17 protein-coding genes and 2 tRNA genes are annotated in these 16333 nt (G+C 64.2%); 11 read left to right on the forward strand and 8 right to left on the reverse strand.

What is annotated here, in order from left to right; translation table 11 throughout:
- Nucleotides 1–24: 24 nt before the first annotated feature.
- Complete coding sequence (fabD, locus tag SAMIE_RS02445) at nucleotides 25–960, forward strand: ACP S-malonyltransferase (protein ID WP_066697994.1); 936 nt, start codon at nucleotides 25–27, stop codon at nucleotides 958–960.
- Nucleotides 961–981: 21 nt separating this feature from the next.
- Complete coding sequence (gene fabG, locus SAMIE_RS02450; protein ID WP_066697992.1) at nucleotides 982–1722, forward strand: 3-oxoacyl-[acyl-carrier-protein] reductase; 741 nt, start codon at nucleotides 982–984, stop codon at nucleotides 1720–1722.
- On the opposite strand, the gene SAMIE_RS02455 is transcribed toward fabG, so the two are convergent.
- The gene (locus SAMIE_RS02455; RefSeq protein ID WP_066697983.1) at nucleotides 1676–2917 is read right to left on the reverse strand and encodes a glycosyltransferase family 87 protein; all 1242 of its coding nucleotides are present in this window, start codon (nucleotides 2915–2917) and stop codon (nucleotides 1676–1678) included. The two genes, fabG and SAMIE_RS02455, sit on opposite strands and share 47 nt — an antisense overlap.
- A 206-nt stretch (nucleotides 2918–3123) precedes the next feature.
- Between SAMIE_RS02455 and SAMIE_RS02460 the strand changes: the two genes are divergently transcribed.
- The 3 genes from SAMIE_RS02460 (at nucleotide 3124) to mltG (ending at nucleotide 5818) form a co-directional block, all read left to right on the forward strand.
- A complete protein-coding gene (locus tag SAMIE_RS02460; protein ID WP_006950224.1) occupies nucleotides 3124–3357 on the forward strand; it encodes an acyl carrier protein in 234 nt (77 codons plus the stop codon).
- Between the two features lie 180 nt (nucleotides 3358–3537).
- Nucleotides 3538–4797 carry a beta-ketoacyl-ACP synthase II gene (fabF, locus tag SAMIE_RS02465; RefSeq protein WP_066697981.1) on the forward strand — a complete coding sequence of 420 codons (1260 nt, stop codon included), beginning with the start codon at nucleotides 3538–3540 and terminating at the stop codon, nucleotides 4795–4797.
- Between the two features lie 49 nt (nucleotides 4798–4846).
- The gene (mltG, locus tag SAMIE_RS02470) at nucleotides 4847–5818 is read left to right on the forward strand and encodes an endolytic transglycosylase MltG (RefSeq protein ID WP_066697979.1); all 972 of its coding nucleotides are present in this window, start codon (nucleotides 4847–4849) and stop codon (nucleotides 5816–5818) included.
- 3 nt (nucleotides 5819–5821) lie between these two features.
- Here the strand turns inward: mltG and SAMIE_RS02475 are convergent, their stop codons facing one another.
- Nucleotides 5822–6244 (reverse strand): sugar transporter, encoded by a 423-nt coding sequence (locus tag SAMIE_RS02475; RefSeq protein ID WP_066697977.1) that lies wholly within the window; start codon nucleotides 6242–6244, stop codon nucleotides 5822–5824.
- 81 nt (nucleotides 6245–6325) lie between these two features.
- On the opposite strand from SAMIE_RS02475, the gene SAMIE_RS02480 reads away from it, so the two are divergent.
- On the forward strand, nucleotides 6326–6835 hold the full coding sequence (locus tag SAMIE_RS02480; RefSeq protein WP_066697975.1) for a 2'-5' RNA ligase family protein: 510 nt from the start codon (nucleotides 6326–6328) through the stop codon (nucleotides 6833–6835).
- A 6-nt stretch (nucleotides 6836–6841) separates the two neighbouring features.
- Here SAMIE_RS02480 and SAMIE_RS02485 read toward each other — a convergent pair whose 3' ends face one another.
- The gene (locus SAMIE_RS02485; RefSeq protein WP_066697969.1) at nucleotides 6842–8068 is read right to left on the reverse strand and encodes an NAD(P)/FAD-dependent oxidoreductase; all 1227 of its coding nucleotides are present in this window, start codon (nucleotides 8066–8068) and stop codon (nucleotides 6842–6844) included.
- A gap of 94 nt (nucleotides 8069–8162) precedes the next feature.
- Nucleotides 8163–8239 (reverse strand) — tRNA-Met (locus SAMIE_RS02490).
- A 275-nt stretch (nucleotides 8240–8514) separates the two neighbouring features.
- On the opposite strand from SAMIE_RS02490, the gene SAMIE_RS02495 reads away from it, so the two are divergent.
- From SAMIE_RS02495 to SAMIE_RS02510, 4 genes are read left to right on the forward strand one after another with little or no spacing between them, the layout of a single operon-like run.
- Entirely contained in the window at nucleotides 8515–9924 is a 1410-nt protein-coding gene (locus SAMIE_RS02495; RefSeq protein WP_066697967.1) for a circularly permuted type 2 ATP-grasp protein, read from the forward strand.
- A 4-nt stretch (nucleotides 9925–9928) separates the two neighbouring features.
- A complete protein-coding gene (locus SAMIE_RS02500; protein ID WP_066697965.1) occupies nucleotides 9929–10861 on the forward strand; it encodes an alpha-E domain-containing protein in 933 nt (310 codons plus the stop codon).
- Nucleotides 10862–10880: 19 nt separating this feature from the next.
- A complete protein-coding gene (locus SAMIE_RS02505) occupies nucleotides 10881–11747 on the forward strand; it encodes a transglutaminase family protein (protein ID WP_066697963.1) in 867 nt (288 codons plus the stop codon).
- 27 nt (nucleotides 11748–11774) lie between these two features.
- Complete coding sequence (locus SAMIE_RS02510) at nucleotides 11775–12512, forward strand: peptidase (RefSeq protein WP_066697962.1); 738 nt, start codon at nucleotides 11775–11777, stop codon at nucleotides 12510–12512.
- Between the two features lie 12 nt (nucleotides 12513–12524).
- Here SAMIE_RS02510 and SAMIE_RS02515 read toward each other — a convergent pair whose 3' ends face one another.
- Complete coding sequence (locus SAMIE_RS02515) at nucleotides 12525–12863, reverse strand: DMT family protein (RefSeq protein ID WP_066697956.1); 339 nt, start codon at nucleotides 12861–12863, stop codon at nucleotides 12525–12527.
- A gap of 121 nt (nucleotides 12864–12984) precedes the next feature.
- Entirely contained in the window at nucleotides 12985–13935 is a 951-nt protein-coding gene (locus SAMIE_RS02520; protein ID WP_066697949.1) for a DUF2171 domain-containing protein, read from the reverse strand.
- A gap of 221 nt (nucleotides 13936–14156) precedes the next feature.
- Between SAMIE_RS02520 and SAMIE_RS02525 the strand changes: the two genes are divergently transcribed.
- Nucleotides 14157–14232, forward strand: a tRNA-Ala gene (locus SAMIE_RS02525).
- A 410-nt stretch (nucleotides 14233–14642) separates the two neighbouring features.
- On the opposite strand, the gene SAMIE_RS02530 is transcribed toward SAMIE_RS02525, so the two are convergent.
- Together SAMIE_RS02530 and SAMIE_RS02535 are read right to left on the reverse strand one after the other, a co-directional pair.
- A complete protein-coding gene (locus tag SAMIE_RS02530) occupies nucleotides 14643–15365 on the reverse strand; it encodes a 3-oxoacyl-ACP reductase family protein (RefSeq protein WP_232037349.1) in 723 nt (240 codons plus the stop codon).
- Nucleotides 15362–16330, reverse strand: coding sequence for a quinone oxidoreductase family protein (locus SAMIE_RS02535; protein WP_066697946.1), 969 nt, complete (start codon nucleotides 16328–16330; stop codon nucleotides 15362–15364). The genes SAMIE_RS02530 and SAMIE_RS02535 overlap by 4 nt, the downstream gene beginning before the upstream one ends.
- Nucleotides 16331–16333 lie beyond the last annotated feature (3 nt).

Raw genomic sequence — 16333 nt, forward strand, 5'->3', positions numbered from 1 at the left:
AGTGCCGGGAAGAAGGACGATAGCATGCGGGCATTTGTGTTTCCGGGACAGGGCAGCCAGTCCGTCGGCATGGGCAAGGCGCTGGGCGACGCCAGCCCCGCCGCGCGGGAGCTGTTTCAGGAGGTCGATGACGCCCTGTCGCAACATTTGTTCCGCATCATGGTGGAAGGTCCGGAAAGCGACCTGACCCTCACTGAAAACGCGCAGCCAGCGATCATGGCGAACGCCCTCGCCACGCTGCGCGTGATGGAGAAGGAGGGGGGCTTTCGCCTCGCCGAAAAGGGCGATTATGTCGCGGGCCACAGCCTCGGCGAATATAGCGCGCTCTGCGCGGTCGAAGCGTTCGACATCGGTACAACCGCGCGCCTGCTGAAGCTGCGCGGCCGGGCGATGCAGGCGGCCGTCCCGGTGGGCGAAGGGGCGATGGCGGCGCTGCTGGGCGCGGACATCGACAAGGCGCAGGCACTGGCCGACGGGGCGGCGGAGGGCGAGGTTTGCGCCGTCGCCAACGACAACGATCCGACACAGGTGGTGATATCCGGCCACCGGGGCGCAATCGAACGCGCGGTCGCCATGGTGAAGGATCACGGCATCAAGCGCGGTGTGCTGCTGCCCGTTTCCGCGCCATTCCATTGCCCGCTGATGCAGCCCGCCGCCGATGCGATGAAGGATGCGCTGGGGGCGGCGGCGATGAATGCGCCGCTATTGCCGGTCTATGCCAACGTCCTTGCCGCACCGGTCGCCGATCCGGAAGAGATCAAGGCGCGCCTCGTCGAGCAGGTGACGGGCCGGGTTCGCTGGCGCGAATCCATCGCCGCCATGTGGGACGCGGGCGTCACCGAATATGTCGAGCTGGGCGGCAAGGTGCTCGGTCCCATGATCAAGCGTATCGCGCCCGACGCGACGGTTCGCAGCGTCATCACCATGGATGACATCGAAGCGGCGCTGGCCGCCTTCTGACCCCGAAAGAGGATTAAAAACATGTTCGACCTTACAGGCATGACCGCGCTGGTGACGGGCGCTTCGGGCGGGATCGGATCGTCCATTGCAAAGGCGCTGGCGGCGCAGGGCGCGACGCTCGCGCTGTCGGGCAGCAATGAGGAGAAGCTCAAGGCGTTCGCGGCGGAACTGGGCGGGGATCACAGGACCGTCGTCTGCAACCTGTCCGACGCCGCTTCCGTCGACGCGCTGGTGCCGCAGGCGGTGGATGCGCTGGGCGGCAAAATCGACATCCTCGTCAACAATGCGGGCATCACGCGCGACAACCTGATCCTGCGGATGAAGGATGAGGAATGGAGTCAGGTCATTCAGGTCAATCTGGAGGCTGCCTTTCGCCTCGTCCGCGCTGCCGCCAAGCCGATGATGAAAGCGCGCTTCGGTCGCATCATTTCGATCACATCGGTCGTGGGCGTCACGGGCAATCCGGGACAGGCCAATTATTGCGCGTCGAAGGCCGGGATCATCGGCATGTCGAAAAGCCTCGGTCAGGAACTGGCGAGCCGGGGTATCACCGTCAACTGCGTCGCGCCGGGCTTCATCCGCTCGGCAATGACCGATGCGCTGAACGACGCGCAGAAGAGCGGCATCCTCGCCAAGATACCGGCGGGCGATCTGGGCAGCGGCGACGACATCGGCGCGGCCGTGGTCTATCTCGCCAGCCGCGAGGCGGGTTACGTCACCGGCCAGACCCTGCATGTGAATGGCGGAATGGCGATGATCTGACAAAGTCGAGCGCGCCGTCCAGCAGGATGGCGCGCCGCATCGCCAGCGTCAGCATGACAAAGGCCGCGATCAGATTGATCGGGATATGGGCAAATTCCGACACGGCACGTCCGAACAGGGGTGCGGCCCAGGCGTAGGCGAGGCCGGTCGCTTCCCACTTGAGCGCTCCGCGCCGCAGCATGTCCGCCACGAGAAAAGCGATGGCGACGCCCAGCAGCACATAATCATAATCGAGCACATAAGGCGTGCAGAGCAGCGCTGCGCTGAGAGCTGCTGCGCCGCGCACATTCGCCGAGCCGCGCCCTGCCGCAAGCCCCGCCGCCGCGACCGCAAGCGCTGTCGCAAGCCCCTGCACCGTGTAGGCGAGGGGGATGGAACCGCCCCATTGCCGGACGGCTGCAAAGGGACTCTGGATCTTTTCCCATCCCGTAGCGCCCGCTTCGATAACGACATGCCGGGTGAGGGGCAGGGAGTCGACGAAAGCCTGCCACACTGCCCAGCCCCAGATCGTCAGCGTCAGCAGGCACAGGGCGACGACCGTCCCACCCGCCGCGATGAAGGCGCGAGCATTCCCTCGCGCAAGAATCAGCACGGGGATGAGCACCGCGAACTGCGGCTTGTAGACCAGAGCGCCCAGCAACGCGCCTGCCAGCCATGGCCGCCGGTCGATCAGCAGCATGCCTCCACCCAGCAGTCCGGCGGTGAGAAACGCGTTCTGCCCGTGACCCAGGCATATCATCACCACAGGCGCGCCCGCCGCCGCCAGCATCGCCAGCCTGTCGCCCGGCAGAATGCGCCGCACCAGGAGCAGCGCTCCTGCCAGCGTCATGGCCTGATACAGCAGCAGCGCCGCCACATAGGGCAGTTTCGCCAGCAGACTTGCCATCAGCAGGAAGGGCGGGGGATAGTGCCATCCATAAAAGGGAATATGCGGGTCATGGTGGACCTGCTTCTGCACCGCATACTGCGCGTCCCAGTCCCATGCCGCGGCGGCCCGCCCGTGATCTGCCATCCATCCGGCGGTCCAGACGTTGGAAAAATCGGTGCCCAGCGGCCGTCCCAGTGCATCCACTGTTCCATGCGTCGTGACCAGAAGCCAGCCGATACCGATGATCGTCGCCGCCAGTGCGATCAAGGATGTGATGCGCACACGCTCGCGCGTGATGAAGCGATCGGGGCAGGGCGGGGCGCTCATCCGTGCTGTTTCGCACGGGCGGTTGAAACTTTGGTAAACAGCGTCGCCGCAGCGCCGCCCCTCCCCTTGGCGCTGCGGAATGTTGCCGCTGGCGTCGAAGGGGGCTTGGCGGCCTTCCCTCTTGCCTCTATCGGGGCTTGGCTCTAGGGCATTGCCTTAACGGTTGTTCACAGACCATCAACGATACCCAGTAAGAAGGACCTCTCATGAGTGAGACCGCGGATCGCGTAAAGAAAATCGTCGTCGAGCATCTGGGCGTCGAAGCCGAAAAGGTGACCGAGGACGCCAGCTTCATCGACGATCTGGGCGCAGACAGCCTGGACATCGTTGAACTGGTCATGGCGTTCGAGGAAGAATTCGGCGTGGAAATCCCTGACGACGCGGCCGAAAAGATCGGCACCGTCAAGGACGCCATCGACTATATCGACAGCAAGCAGTAAGGCGATGGCGGCCTGACCCCGCATGGGGAGGGCCGCTGCTTTTTGCGAGAAGGAACGGCTCCTCCTTTCCGGCCCTGCCGGAGCGCGGGGAGCCTTTTCATATGGGCACGCGGTTTGAAAGCGTGTTCCCAATGGCTACATGGGCGGGAACAGGCCCAGATTTCAGTTCGGAGCTAGCATATGCGTCGTGTCGTCGTAACCGGCCTTGGCATGGTCAGCCCGCTTGGCGGGGACGTGGAAACCAGTTGGAAGAACATCATCGCTTCCAGATCCGGCGCAGCCACGATCACGCGCTTCGATGCCACCGAATATAAATGCCGGATCGCCTGCGAAGTGAAGCCGGCGGATCACGAATATGGCTATGACGCCTCGCTCGACGTCGATCACAAGATCCAGCGGCAGGTCGACCCCTTCATCGTCTACGGCATTTCCGCCGCCAGTCAGGCGCTGCGCGACGCGGGTCTCGACGACATGTCGGAAGAAGAAAGGCTGCGGGCTGGCTGCTCGATCGGATCGGGCATCGGCGGGCTGCCGGGCATCGAAAGCGAATCGCTGGTGCTGGCGAACAAGGGACCAAGCCGCGTCTCGCCGCACTTCGTCCATGGCCGCCTCATCAACCTGATCTCGGGTCAGGTCTCGATCAAATATGGCCTGATGGGTCCGAACCATGCGGTGGTAACCGCCTGTTCGACCGGGGCGCATTCCATCGGCGACGCCGCGCGCATGATCGCGATGGACGATGCGGACGTGATGCTGGCGGGCGGCGCGGAAAGCGCGATCTGTCCGATCGGCATCGCAGGTTTCGCGCAGGCGCGCGCGCTCAGCACCAACTTCAACGACACGCCGGAAAGGGCCAGCCGTCCCTATGACGTCAACCGCGACGGCTTCGTCATGGGCGAAGGCGCGGGCGTCGTCGTGCTCGAAGAATATGAGCACGCGAAAAAGCGCGGCGCGAAAATCTATGCGGAGGTCGTGGGCTATGGCCTGTCGGGCGACGCCTATCACGTCACCGCTCCTCACCCCGAGGGCAGCGGCGGCTATCGTTCGATGGAAATGGCGCTCAGAAAGTCCGGCCTCAGCCTCGCCGACATCGACTATGTGAACGCGCACGGCACCTCGACCCCGCTGGGCGATGAGCTGGAACTGGGCGCGGTCAAGCGGCTGTTCGGCGATCATCTGTCGACCATGTCGATGTCCTCCACCAAGTCCGCCATCGGCCATCTGCTCGGCGGCGCGGGCGCGGTGGAAAGCATCTTCTGCATCCTTGCGATGCGCGACCAGATCGTGCCGCCCACGCTCAACCTCGACGAGCCGAGCGAGAGCTGCAAGGGCGTCGACCTCGTCCCCCATGTCGCCAAGGAGCGGAAGGTGCGCGCGGTGCTGAACAACTCGTTCGGCTTCGGCGGCACCAATGCGTCGCTCATCATGAAGGCGATCTGACGGCGAAAGGGAGCGGTCAGACATGGCACGGCAACTCCGCTCCACGCCCATGCGCCGGTTCGGGCTTGCCGTCCTTCTGGTCGTGCTTGCCACCAGTGCGTTCGTCGCCTTCCGCTTCGTCCATGGCTGGACCGAGCAGGGACCGGCCACGCAGGACATCGGCATCACCGTGCCGGAAGGCGCGAGCCTGTCCGACGCCGCCGTCCTGCTGAAGCGGGAAGGGGCGGTACGGTCGGCCGACGCCTTTCTGACCCGAGCCAAAATCTTCGGGGGCGCCAGGCCGATCAAGGCGGGCGAGTTCGTCATCCCCGCCGGCGCCAGCAACAGCGACATCCTCTCCATCCTCCAGGGCGGCAAGACGGTCACGCGCCTCGTCACCATTCCCGAAGGGATGCCCTCCATCCTCGTCTACGAACGGCTGATGGCGAACGATCAGTTGACCGGCACGATCGACGTGCCGGAAGAAGGCAGCGTGCTTCCCGACAGTTACGCCTTCGACAAGGGCGAACCGCGCGCCGCCGTCCTCAAGCGGATGCAGGCGGCGATGGACAGGGAACTGGCCCGGCTATGGGCTGGTCGCGCCAAGGGGCTGATGGTCAAGACACCCAAAGAGGCCGTCATTCTGGCCAGTATCGTGGAAAAGGAAACCGCCGTCCCCGCCGAGCGGCCCAAGGTCGCCGCCGTCTATTATAACCGTTTGCGTACCAACATGATGCTGCAGGCGGACCCCACGATCATCTATCCGATCACGCGCGGCAAGCCGCTCGGTCGCCGCATCCGCAAGTCGGAGATCGCCGCGGTCAACGATTACAACACCTATGCGATGACGGGCCTGCCGAAGGGGCCGATCGCCAATCCGGGCAAATTGTCGATCTTCGCGGTGCTTCATCCCGAAGCCACCAAGGCGCTCTATTTCGTCGCGGACGGAAAGGGCGGCCATATCTTCGCCGACACCTACCAGCAGCATAATGAGAATGTGCGCAAATGGTTCGAGATCAGGCGGGCACGGGGCGAACTCTGACCGTCAGCGCAGGGCGCCCCGCACGACCAGAGCGCGGGCGTAAAGCCACTGGCCGATTGCGATCAGGATGACGAGCGCGGGGAATCCTGCCGCCGTCGCCAGCCCCTTCTGAGCGATCAGGTCGGTGGCGCCAAGGGTGTAGCCGAACTGCACCAGCACCGCGATCAGCGACAGCAGAAACAGGAGCGCGGCACTCGCCCGTCGCAGCAGCAGCAGGATGGCGCCCAGGGTTCCTGCGCCCACCGCAACGCCATAGACTGCCCACAACCACGATGGCATTGCGGCGAAGATCCGCGCGCCGACCGGATCGGTGGCGGCCAGCTCGCCCAGATTCATATGATATTGCGTGAAAAAGGCCGCCACCCCCATGAGGTTCCAGAACAGCAGGATGATGCCGATGACGAATATGGATCGTTGCGTGAACATGGCGCGCCTCTCCCTGTCTGGCGGTCGCATGGCCACCTTCGTCCCGGATCATAACCGTTTCAGCAGCGATACGATAGCCGTATGAGCGACACTGCTCCGGTCATCGTGACGGCGCTCATGGGCGCGCAGGATTTCGCCTGGGCCGACGCGCTGCGACGGGCGCATTTCCCGCCCGAACGCAATCATATCCCCGCGCACATCACATTGTTCCACCACCTGCCGCCATCTGCGCTCGCAGAGGTCGCGCAGCGTCTGCGGGGACTATGCGCCGGACCGCCGCCGCCAGCGCGTCTGACCGAAGTCATGATGTTGGGGCGTGGCGTCGCCTATCGTGTCGAAAGTCCCGACCTGCTGGCCATGCGGCAGGAATTGGCGGAAGCCTTCTCCGGTCTGCTGACCCCGCAGGATCAGGGCCGCCCCCGCTTCCACATCACCGTTCAGAACAAGGTTTCGCCGGAAGAAGCCAAGGCGCTGGCCGCCGTTCTTTGCGCGACATTCAAGCCCCGTCCGCTCGCCATTGCCGGGCTGGCGGCCTGGCATTATCGCGGCGGGCCGTGGGATCTCGCGATGAAGGTGATGTTCCGCGGTTGAGGCCGGTCAGGCCAGCCCCACTTCCTTCAGCGGCACGCCCGCATCGACCAGTTGCGCGACATCGAGAGCAGCGCCCGACAGCACATGGGCGCGGCCCTGCACATAGTCCTTGACGGCATTAACGCAGTCGAGCGCGATGACCTTGCCACCCTTGAGGTAAACCACCGAAAAGCTGCGCGCGGCGGGATCGCCACGCAGGACCGTCTGGTCGAACCCCACGGACAGTCCAACCGTCTGGAGTTTCAGATCATATTGGTTCGACCAGAACCACGGAACCGCATCATAGGGCTCTTCCTTCCCTAAAATATGCGCGACGGCGGTCTTGGCCTGATCGTTGGCGTTCTGCACCGATTCCACCCGCATATGTGCGCCGCCCGCGAAGCGGTTGGCATGCGCGGCGCAATCGCCCACGGCATAGATGTCGGGCAGGGACGCGCGGCAATATTCGTCCACATCGACGCCATTGCCGCCCGCAGCACCCGCCGCGATCAGAGGGCCGGTTTCGGGAATGATGCCGATGCCCACGATCACCATGTCGGTTTCGATCCGCTCGCCATCTGCCATCAGCACGGCGGTCGCCTTGCCGTCCGTCACCTCGATACAGTCCATCTTCGCGCCGGTGCGCAGGTCGACGCCGTGCGCGCGATGCTCAGCTTCGTAAAAGCGCGACAGTTCCTCGCCGGCCACCCGCGCGAGAACGCGGTCCATCGCCTCGAGGAGCACCACCGTCTTGCCGAACTTCGTCAGCACCGCGGCGGCTTCCAGGCCGATATAGCCGCCCCCCACGATCGTGACATGGCCGATGGCGTCGAGCTTCCCCATCATCGCGTCCACATCGTCGCGCCGACGCACGGCGTGAACGTTGGCCGCATCGGCGCCATCGCAGGTCAGCATCCGCGGCGTGCCGCCGGTGCACCAGATGAGCTTGTCGTAGGAGATATCCTCGCTGCCTGCGGTGACGGTTTTCGCGACCGGATCGACGCTCTTCACCCGCTTGCCGAGCAGCAGGTCGACCTTGCGCTCTTCCCAGAAAGCGGCGGGGCGGATCAGGATGCGCTCGAACGTCTTTTCGCCCGCGAAATATTCCTTGGATAGCGGGGGCCGCTCATAGGGCGGATATTTTTCGTCGCCGATCATGGCGACGCTGCCTTCAAAGCCCGCTTGTCGCAGGGAGATGGCTGCCTGCGCCCCGGCGTGGCCCGCACCCACGATCAACACATCGTAAAAGCTCATCCGCCTGCAAACCTCTCCACGGCCTGTTTGCAGCGGCCTTGCCGCTGTTCAACGATCAGGGCAAGCCCGATGTTGCAGAACCGGACTGTCGATGTGGTAGCGGAGGAGGGACTCGAACCCCCGACACGCGGATTATGATTCCGCTGCTCTAACCGGCTGAGCTACTCCGCCCCATGGGCAGGCAGGGCGCATGACCCTGCAGTGAGGCGGCGCTATACGCAGGGCGGGGCAGCGGGTCAACGGGGCTTGTGTCCGGCCTCGCCGAAAAACTGCCTGCTATTTTCAGCTGTCCCGGCTGGCGGGGTTTGCGGCTTTCCCGCCGTTCGGGCGTTCATAACGCTGCGGGACAGGCGCGGCGCGTTTTTTTCTGTTGCATTCGCCCGATCCCCGCGTCCTAATGCTGCAATGCACAACCGGTCCGCCTGGGCCGAGGGAGGATCGACCACTTGCCCTTCCATGAGATGTTTGAGCCGGACGGTTCGATACGCCCCTGTTACGATGAAGTGCAGCAATGGGTGGAGCGAACGGGCATTGCCGGTCTCAACCGCCGTCTGGATGAGGCAGAGGCCATTTTCCGCCGCATCGGTATCACCTTCGCCGTCTATGGTGAGGGCGGCGATCCGGAACGGCTCATCCCTTTCGATCTGCTGCCCCGTATTTTTACAGCGCAGGAATGGCGCGTGCTGGACCGTGGCATCCGCCAGCGCGCCCGCGCCCTCAACGCCTTTCTGCACGATGTCTATCATCGTGGGGAGATCGTGAAGGCGGGCATCATGCCCGCCGACATCATCTACCGCAACAGCGCCTATCTGGCCGAAATGGCGGACTTCACCCCGCCGGGTAAGGTCTACAGCCATATCGTCGGCATCGACATCGTGCGGACCGGTCCCGGCAGTTTCGAGGTGCTGGAGGATAATTGCCGCACGCCGTCGGGCGTCTCCTACATGCTCGAAAACCGCGAAATAATGACGCGGATGTTCCCCGAACTGTTCGAACAGGGCTTGGTCGCGCCGGTGGACGATTATCCTGCCGAACTGCTCAAGAGCCTGAAGGAAGTCGCGCCCCCCGCCTGCAAGGGCGATCCGGTCGTGGTCGTGCTCACCCCCGGCGCACTCAACAGCGCCTATTATGAGCACAGCTTTCTTGCCGACCTGATGGGCGTAGAGCTTGTGGAACCGGCGGACCTGTTCGTCGATGAGGACCGCGTCTGGATGAAGACGACGCTGGGGCCGAAGGCGGTGGACGTGATCTACCGCCGCATCGACGACGAATATATCGACCCGCTGGTGTTTCGGCCCGACAGCCTGCTGGGTGTGCCCGGCATCTTCAACGTCTATCGCAGCGGCGGCGTCACGCTGGCTTCCGCGCCGGGGGCCGGGATCGCCGACGACAAGGCGGTCTATATCTATGTGCCGGAGATGATCCGCTTCTACCTCGGGGAAAAGCCGATCCTCGACAATATCCAGACATGGCAGTGCGGCAAGCCCGATGAACTCGCCTATGTGCTGGAGCATCTGCCCGAACTGGTGGCGAAGGAAGTGCACGGATCTGGCGGGTACGGCATGCTGATCGGCCCGAAATCGACCCGTGAGGAAATCGCGGCCTATGCCGATCGCATCAAGGCCAATCCGAGCGAATTCATCGCGCAGCCGACGCTCGATCTGTCTACCGTGCCCACGCTTGGCCCGGCGGCGGTGGTCGGTCGCCACGCCGATTTCCGGCCCTATTGCCTCGTCGGCAAGCAGATCCGCCTCGTCCCCGGCGGGTTGACCCGCGTGGCGCTGACCGAAGGTTCGCTCGTGGTCAATTCTAGCCAGGGCGGCGGCGTCAAGGACACCTGGGTGATGCAGGATTGATGCGATGCTGAGCCGGACCGCCGAAAATCTCTTCTGGATGGCGCGCTACATGGAGCGCGCCGAAGCCACCGCGCGACTCATCACCATGGGGCAGCGCATGGCGATATTGCCCGGCGCGCATCATCGCGACGAATGGCGGTCGGTCGTTCGGGCGACGGGAACCGGGCATCAGTTCCCGGAAGGACGCATCGTCAGCGAAAGCGACGCGGTATCCTACCTGATGCTGGACCTCGACAACCCCAGCTCGATCCGCTCCTGCCTCCTGAAGGCGCGCGCCAACGGCAAGTCGGCCCGCACGATGCTGACGCAGGACATGTGGGAATCGCTCAATGACGGCTGGCGCAAGCTCGACAGCTATGATGTGGGCGAAGCGCGGCAGCAGCTTCCCGCGCTCATCGACTGGGTGAAAACGCGCGTCATGACCTTTCGCGGCGCCGCCCATTCGGGACAGTTGCGCAACGAAGGGCACGACTTCCTGCGCACCGGCTCCGCGCTGGAGCGCGCGCAGATGACGCTGCGGCTGCTCGACGTCAAATATTATGTCCTGCTGCCCGAAACCGAAGTCGTGGGCGGCAATCGCGACCATTATCAGTGGACCTCCGTCCTCTACGCCCTGTCGGGCGCGCGGGCCTATCATCATGTCTACGGCGGCACCTACACGCCGTGGCAGATCACCGACTTTCTGGTGCTCAACCGCCTGTTTCCGCGCAGCGTCGCCTATTGTTACGATCAGATCGCCTATCGCCTGAACCGCCTTGCTGGATGGCATAATGCGCGCGCGGCCTGCCACGATACTGCGCGCGAACTGGTGGCCGCGATGGAAAGCATCGACAGCGGCGAAATTTTCCGGCGCGGCCTGCACGAAACGGTGCAGAACGGCCTTGCCATGACCAACCGCCTCGGCTTCGAAATCGCCGAGGCCTATCATTTTGGCTGACATCGGGTAGGGGAGCGGCATGAAACTGCTGGTTCGCCACCAGACGACCTACCGATACTCCGCCTCGGCGGGGCGCGTCGCCATGCGCCTGAAGCTCATGCCTGTCGATACACCGGCGCAGACCGTCGATAACTGGCAGGTCAGCATCAACGACGAACCCGTCCTCAGCTTTCGTCCCAACGCCTATGGCGAAAGTGAAGCGATCTGGATTCGCCACGACCGGATGGACGACGCGACCATCGTGGCCGAAGGTCTGGTGGAAACCCGCGATACGCACGGTATCCTCGGGCCGTTGTCTTCGAAGGTGCCGCCGCCCTATTTCCTGCGCGACACCCACCTGACGCGGCCTTCGGAAGCCATTTCGGAACTGGCGCGCGGTCTGCCGGTGGGGGAAGGGCCGCTCGCCCGGCTGCACGCGCTCTCCGCCGCCGTGGCGGATGCGGTCCAGTATCGCTCGGGCGTCACCCTGTCGACGACCACCGCCGCCGAAGCCTTCGCGCTCGGGGCGGGCGTGTGTCAGGACCATGCGCAGGTCTTCATCGCCGCTGCCCGCTCGCTTGGCGTGCCTGCACGCTATGTCTCGGGCTACCTGCTCGCGGGCGACGGCGATCTGCTGCACGAAACCCATGGCTGGGCGGAGGCTTACCTGCCGGATCTCGGCTGGATCGGTTTCGATCCTTCCAATCGCGTTTGCGCGACGGACCGCTATCTGCGCGTCGCCAGCGGGCTGGACGCCGACGATGCGGCGCCCATACGCGGGTCGGTCACGCTGACGGGCGACATCATGGTCGAGGCGGACGTGCGCATATCCGTAGCGGACGAAGGGGTCGAGCAACGGCAGTTGCAGCGGCAGCAGCAACAGATTAGGCCACAGGTTCAGGACTGAAGCCGGATCAGGAGGCCGGGGGGCGGCATGACCTATTGTGTGGCGGTGCGAGTGGATCAGGGGTTGGTCATGCTGTCCGACACCCGCACCAATGCGGGCATGGACAATATCGCGCGCTTCCGGAAGAGCTTCACCTATCATGTCCCAGGCGACCGGGCGATCACGATCATGTGTTCCGGCAATCTTTCGATCACGCAGGGTGTGAAGACCAACCTGAGCAAGGCGATCAAGGAATCCGAACTCGATCCCACCGTCGAAACCATCCTGAACTGCGACACCATGCACCGCGTCGCCCAGATCGTTGGCGACGCCATGCGGTCGATGCAGGGGCAGTATCGCGAAAGCATCGAGATGGGGGGATCGGCGTCCAGCGCGTCCATCATGATCGCGGGGCAGCGCCGGGGCGGCAAGCCGCGCCTCTACCTCGTCTATTCCGCCGGTAATTTCATCGAGGCGACGGAAGACACGCCCTTCTTCCAGATCGGCGAGCATAAATATGGCAAGCCTATCCTCGACCGCATCATCCGCCGCGAAACCAGTCTGGAAGATGCGACCAAGGCCGTGCTGGTGTCGATGGACTCGACTCTCCGGTCCAACCTTTCGGTGGGCATGCCGCTCGATCTGACGGTCATCGAGCGCGACACATATGATTTTCGCGTCCGCACCCGGATCGAGGCGGAGGACGAGCAGTTCTCGCGCATATCCCACAGTTGGGGCGCCGCCCTGCACAAGGGGTTCCGCGACCTCCCCAACGTACTGGACTGAACCGAGCCGCGCTCAGGTCCGCCCGACGAAGAGAAATCCGACCCCTGCCATGATGCAGAGGAAGGCTGCGGCATGTCGCCAGTGCAGCGGCTCGCCCAGCACCGTCACCATGAATATGCCGAAGATGACGAGCGCGATGGCTTCCTGCGCGATCTTGAGCTGCCCGGCGGTCCAGCCATGCGCGAAGCCGATGCGGTTGGCGGGGACGGCAAGACAATATTCGACGAAGGCGATGGCCCAGCTAATCAGGATCACCGTCAGCAGCGGTTTTTCCATCCCGCCTCTCAGATGCCAGTACCAGGCCGTAGTCATGAAGATATTGGATAGCGCCAGCAGCAGCAATGTCGGCATGAGCAACCTCATCGAAGAACGCGGTTAGGCTTGGCACCGGGGAGCGTTGCATGGCAAGCGGCTTACATAAGAAAAGGCCCGGCCTTTCGGCCGGACCTTCCTGCGTCAAGGCCCGTGCCTGTCAGCGATAGCGATTCGTGCTGTAGCTGCTCGACTGGCGTTCGCTCGACCAGCCGCTGCGCTCATTGTCTCGGTCACCGAACATGGCGCCCTGCTCGCGTTCGGTGCGCCAAGCCTCCTGCGCCTGCTCGGCTGTTTTTTCCAGAGTCACCTTCGTCGCATCGACCGACCTGATCCAGCTCGACGGAATGGAATGATGGACGCCGCCTGCATCCTCATCATTCTTGGTCAGAAGGATGCGATCGCCCCGGAGCTTGTCGACCGTGCCGACATGTTCGCCGTCGCTGCCGACCACTTCCATATGTTCCTTGACCTGCTGGATCGCTTGCCGCTGCTCCCCGCGACGGGTCCGCCATGTGTTGAACTCGCTGTTGAAGCGGTCACGATGCTCGCGCTGATATTCGGTATAGTCGCGGTCGAGTTCGTCGATCCGCTGCTGCCGCCAGCTATGATAGTTGCTGTCATGGTGCGACCCATAGTCCTGATTGGGACCGAATGCGCGCGTGCGGGAGCCATGATCCTCGCTACCGAAGCCGCTCCGCTCGTTGGTGTAGGGCGCATAGCCGCGGTTGGGGAGATAATCGCTCCGGCCCGCCGACGCGAAACCGATGCGGCTCGACGGGTCGCGCGGATCGCCATAGGGGCGGTTATAATATTCGTCATATTCGCGGCGGCGCTCGGCTTCCTCATCGCCGAACCAGCTCCGGATTTCGTCGCCGGCCCGGTCGAAAAAGCCGCGCTCATCGGGATCATAATCCTGCGGGCGCCCGCGTTCTTCATTGCCACGGCGATAATCGCCGCCGCCGAACTGGCCGCGCGTCCCGTAGCGATAGTTTCGATCATCGCGGCGATAATTGTCCGATCCGCCATATCGGTCGCCGCGATCCCAGCCGCTGCCACCGCTGCTGCCATAGCGATCCTGGCCGTAGCGGCCTCCGCCTTGATAACCCATCGTCCTTCTCCTTCTCCGGTCGGGGCGCCTGATGCCAGCGCCGACGATCCATCAATGAGCGGCGAAGCAGGCTGTTCCGGCCGTTACAGGCGGGTAACATCCGGCGGGACGGGCGTTTCACCGCGACGGAGGGGCGTGACGACCCCCACAAAAATCGCCGAAATTTTTGCAACATGCCCGTTGCAAGGGCCAAATCGCTCGCCTATAGGCAGCGCTCCTTTGGGGCCGTAGCTCAGCTGGGAGAGCGCGTCGTTCGCAATGACGAGGTCAGGGGTTCGATCCCCCTCGGCTCCACCACTTCCCCTTGAAAACATTAGAGATTTTTTTGGCTTCGGCCGATTGCCCTAAAAATTGCCCTAAAATTCGACCGAACGTTGGCGGTCGATGGTGAACGGTAACGGAGCGCGTGGTTCGTTCAAGCGGGTCCGATTCGTGCAGTCGGGTGTCTCCGATAAACCGTCGGGTGGGTTCACTTGGCGGAAGTCATGGCTTCGGATCCGCACCGTCTCATCTGCCCGTCGGCCCGACTGAGGCGAAGGCGATTTCCGTCCACAAGGTGCTAGTTTCGAATACGTGGATGAGGGCCACCACCGTTTGTCGCGCCGTCTCCGCATCCAGGCGTGACGGCAAAGTCCATCCGAGCGATGGAGCGCAGCATATTGTCACAAGCGACGATGCGTCTCAGACGGAGACGTCGACGACACGTCTTACAGGACGTAGCCGCCGTCGACCGTCAGGCTAGCGCCGGTCATATAGCCCGACTCGTCGCCCGCCAGATAGGACACGAGCCCCGCGATCTCGGAAGGTTGCCCGATACGCTTCAGCGGGACGATTTCCTTGAGCCGTTCCGCCATCGCCGCGGTCATGTCGGTCTCGGTCGGGCCGGGCTGGACGTTGTTGACCGTGATCCGGCGCGGCGCGAGGTCGAGCGCGATCCCCTTGACCATCGCGGCGACCGCCGCCTTGGTCATCGCATACACGCTGCTACCGGGGCTGCCGGTGCGGATCGCGGTGTTGCTGCCGATCGTGATGACCCGGCCGCCATCGTGCATCCGCGCAATCGATGCCTGGATCGCCAGGAACACCCCGCGCACGTTGACGGCGAGCATCCGGTCGAGATCGTCCAGCCCGAAGCTCTCGACCGGGCCGTGGCGCAGCAAACCGGCATTGGCCACTACAGCGTCGAGCGGTCCGAGCGCCTCGACCGTCGTGTCGACTGCCCGGCGGATCGCCGCAGGGTCGGCGCTGTCGGCTTCGATGGCGAGTCCGCGCCCGCCGACCGCTTCAATCGCGGAAACGACGTCAGTGGCGCTGTCGGCTCGCGAGACATAGGTCAGCGCGACGTCGAACCCGTCGGCGGCGAGTCGGCGGGCGATCGCCGCGCCGATGCCGCGCGACCCGCCGAAGACCAGGGCGACCTGCCCGCTCACGGGACCAGCACCAGCTTGCCCGTGGTCCTGCGGCTTTCCATGTCGGCATGAGCACGCACTGCGTCGGCGAGCAGATAGTCGCCGCCCGCGCGGACCTTCAGCTTGCCCTCGGCGATCCAGTCGAACAGACGATTGGTGCGCGCGTGGAGCAGCTCGGGCGTATGGATGTGATCGTAGAAGGTCGCATAGCCGATCTTGATGCTCTTCGGCAGGCTCATGATGTCAAGCGGGCCGGGGCCACCCAGTACCGGCCCATACCAGCAGAAGGTGCCGGAGCGCCGCAGCACGTCGAGCGAGCTTTGGAAGGTCACAGGCCCGGAGCCGTCATAGACGACATGGACGCCCTCGCCGCCGGTGAGGCGAAGGGCCTCCTCGGCGAACTTCCCCTCGGTGTCGACGATGATATGATCGGCGCCGGCCTCCCTGGCGGCGGCGATCTTGCCCGCCGACGAGACGCGCCCGATGACCGAACCGCCCCTGAGCTTGATGATCTGGGTGAGCAGCAAGCCGACGCCACCAGCGGCGGCATGGACGAAGGCGATGTCGCCGGGCTGGACCGGATAGAAGTCGGTCGCGAAATGGCTGGCGGTCAGCCCCTGCATCATGATCGAAGCGGCGGTGCGGTCGTCGATCGTATCGGGGATTGGCACGAGGAGGGCGGCGGGGATCGCGATCCGCTCGGCATAGCTCCCCGGCGCATAGACCCAGGCGACGCGCTGGCCGGGCCGGATGTCCTCGACCCCTTCGCCCACCGCCAGCACACGGCCCGCGCCCTCGACGCCGAGGATCTTGGGATCGGGCATCTCGGTCCAGGCCATGCCCTGCCGCACCCCGATGTCCATGAAGTTGACACCGGCAAAGGCGATCTCGACCAGCGCCTGGCCCGGTCCCGCCACCGGGTCCGGCCGGTCGACATAGTGGAGGACCTCTCGTTCGCCGGTCCCCGTCATCACGACTGCCTTCATTGT

Origin of the sequence: Sphingobium amiense, from assembly GCF_003967075.1 — a bacterium.
In the GTDB taxonomy this organism is placed as follows: Bacteria; Pseudomonadota; Alphaproteobacteria; order Sphingomonadales; family Sphingomonadaceae; genus Sphingobium; species Sphingobium amiense.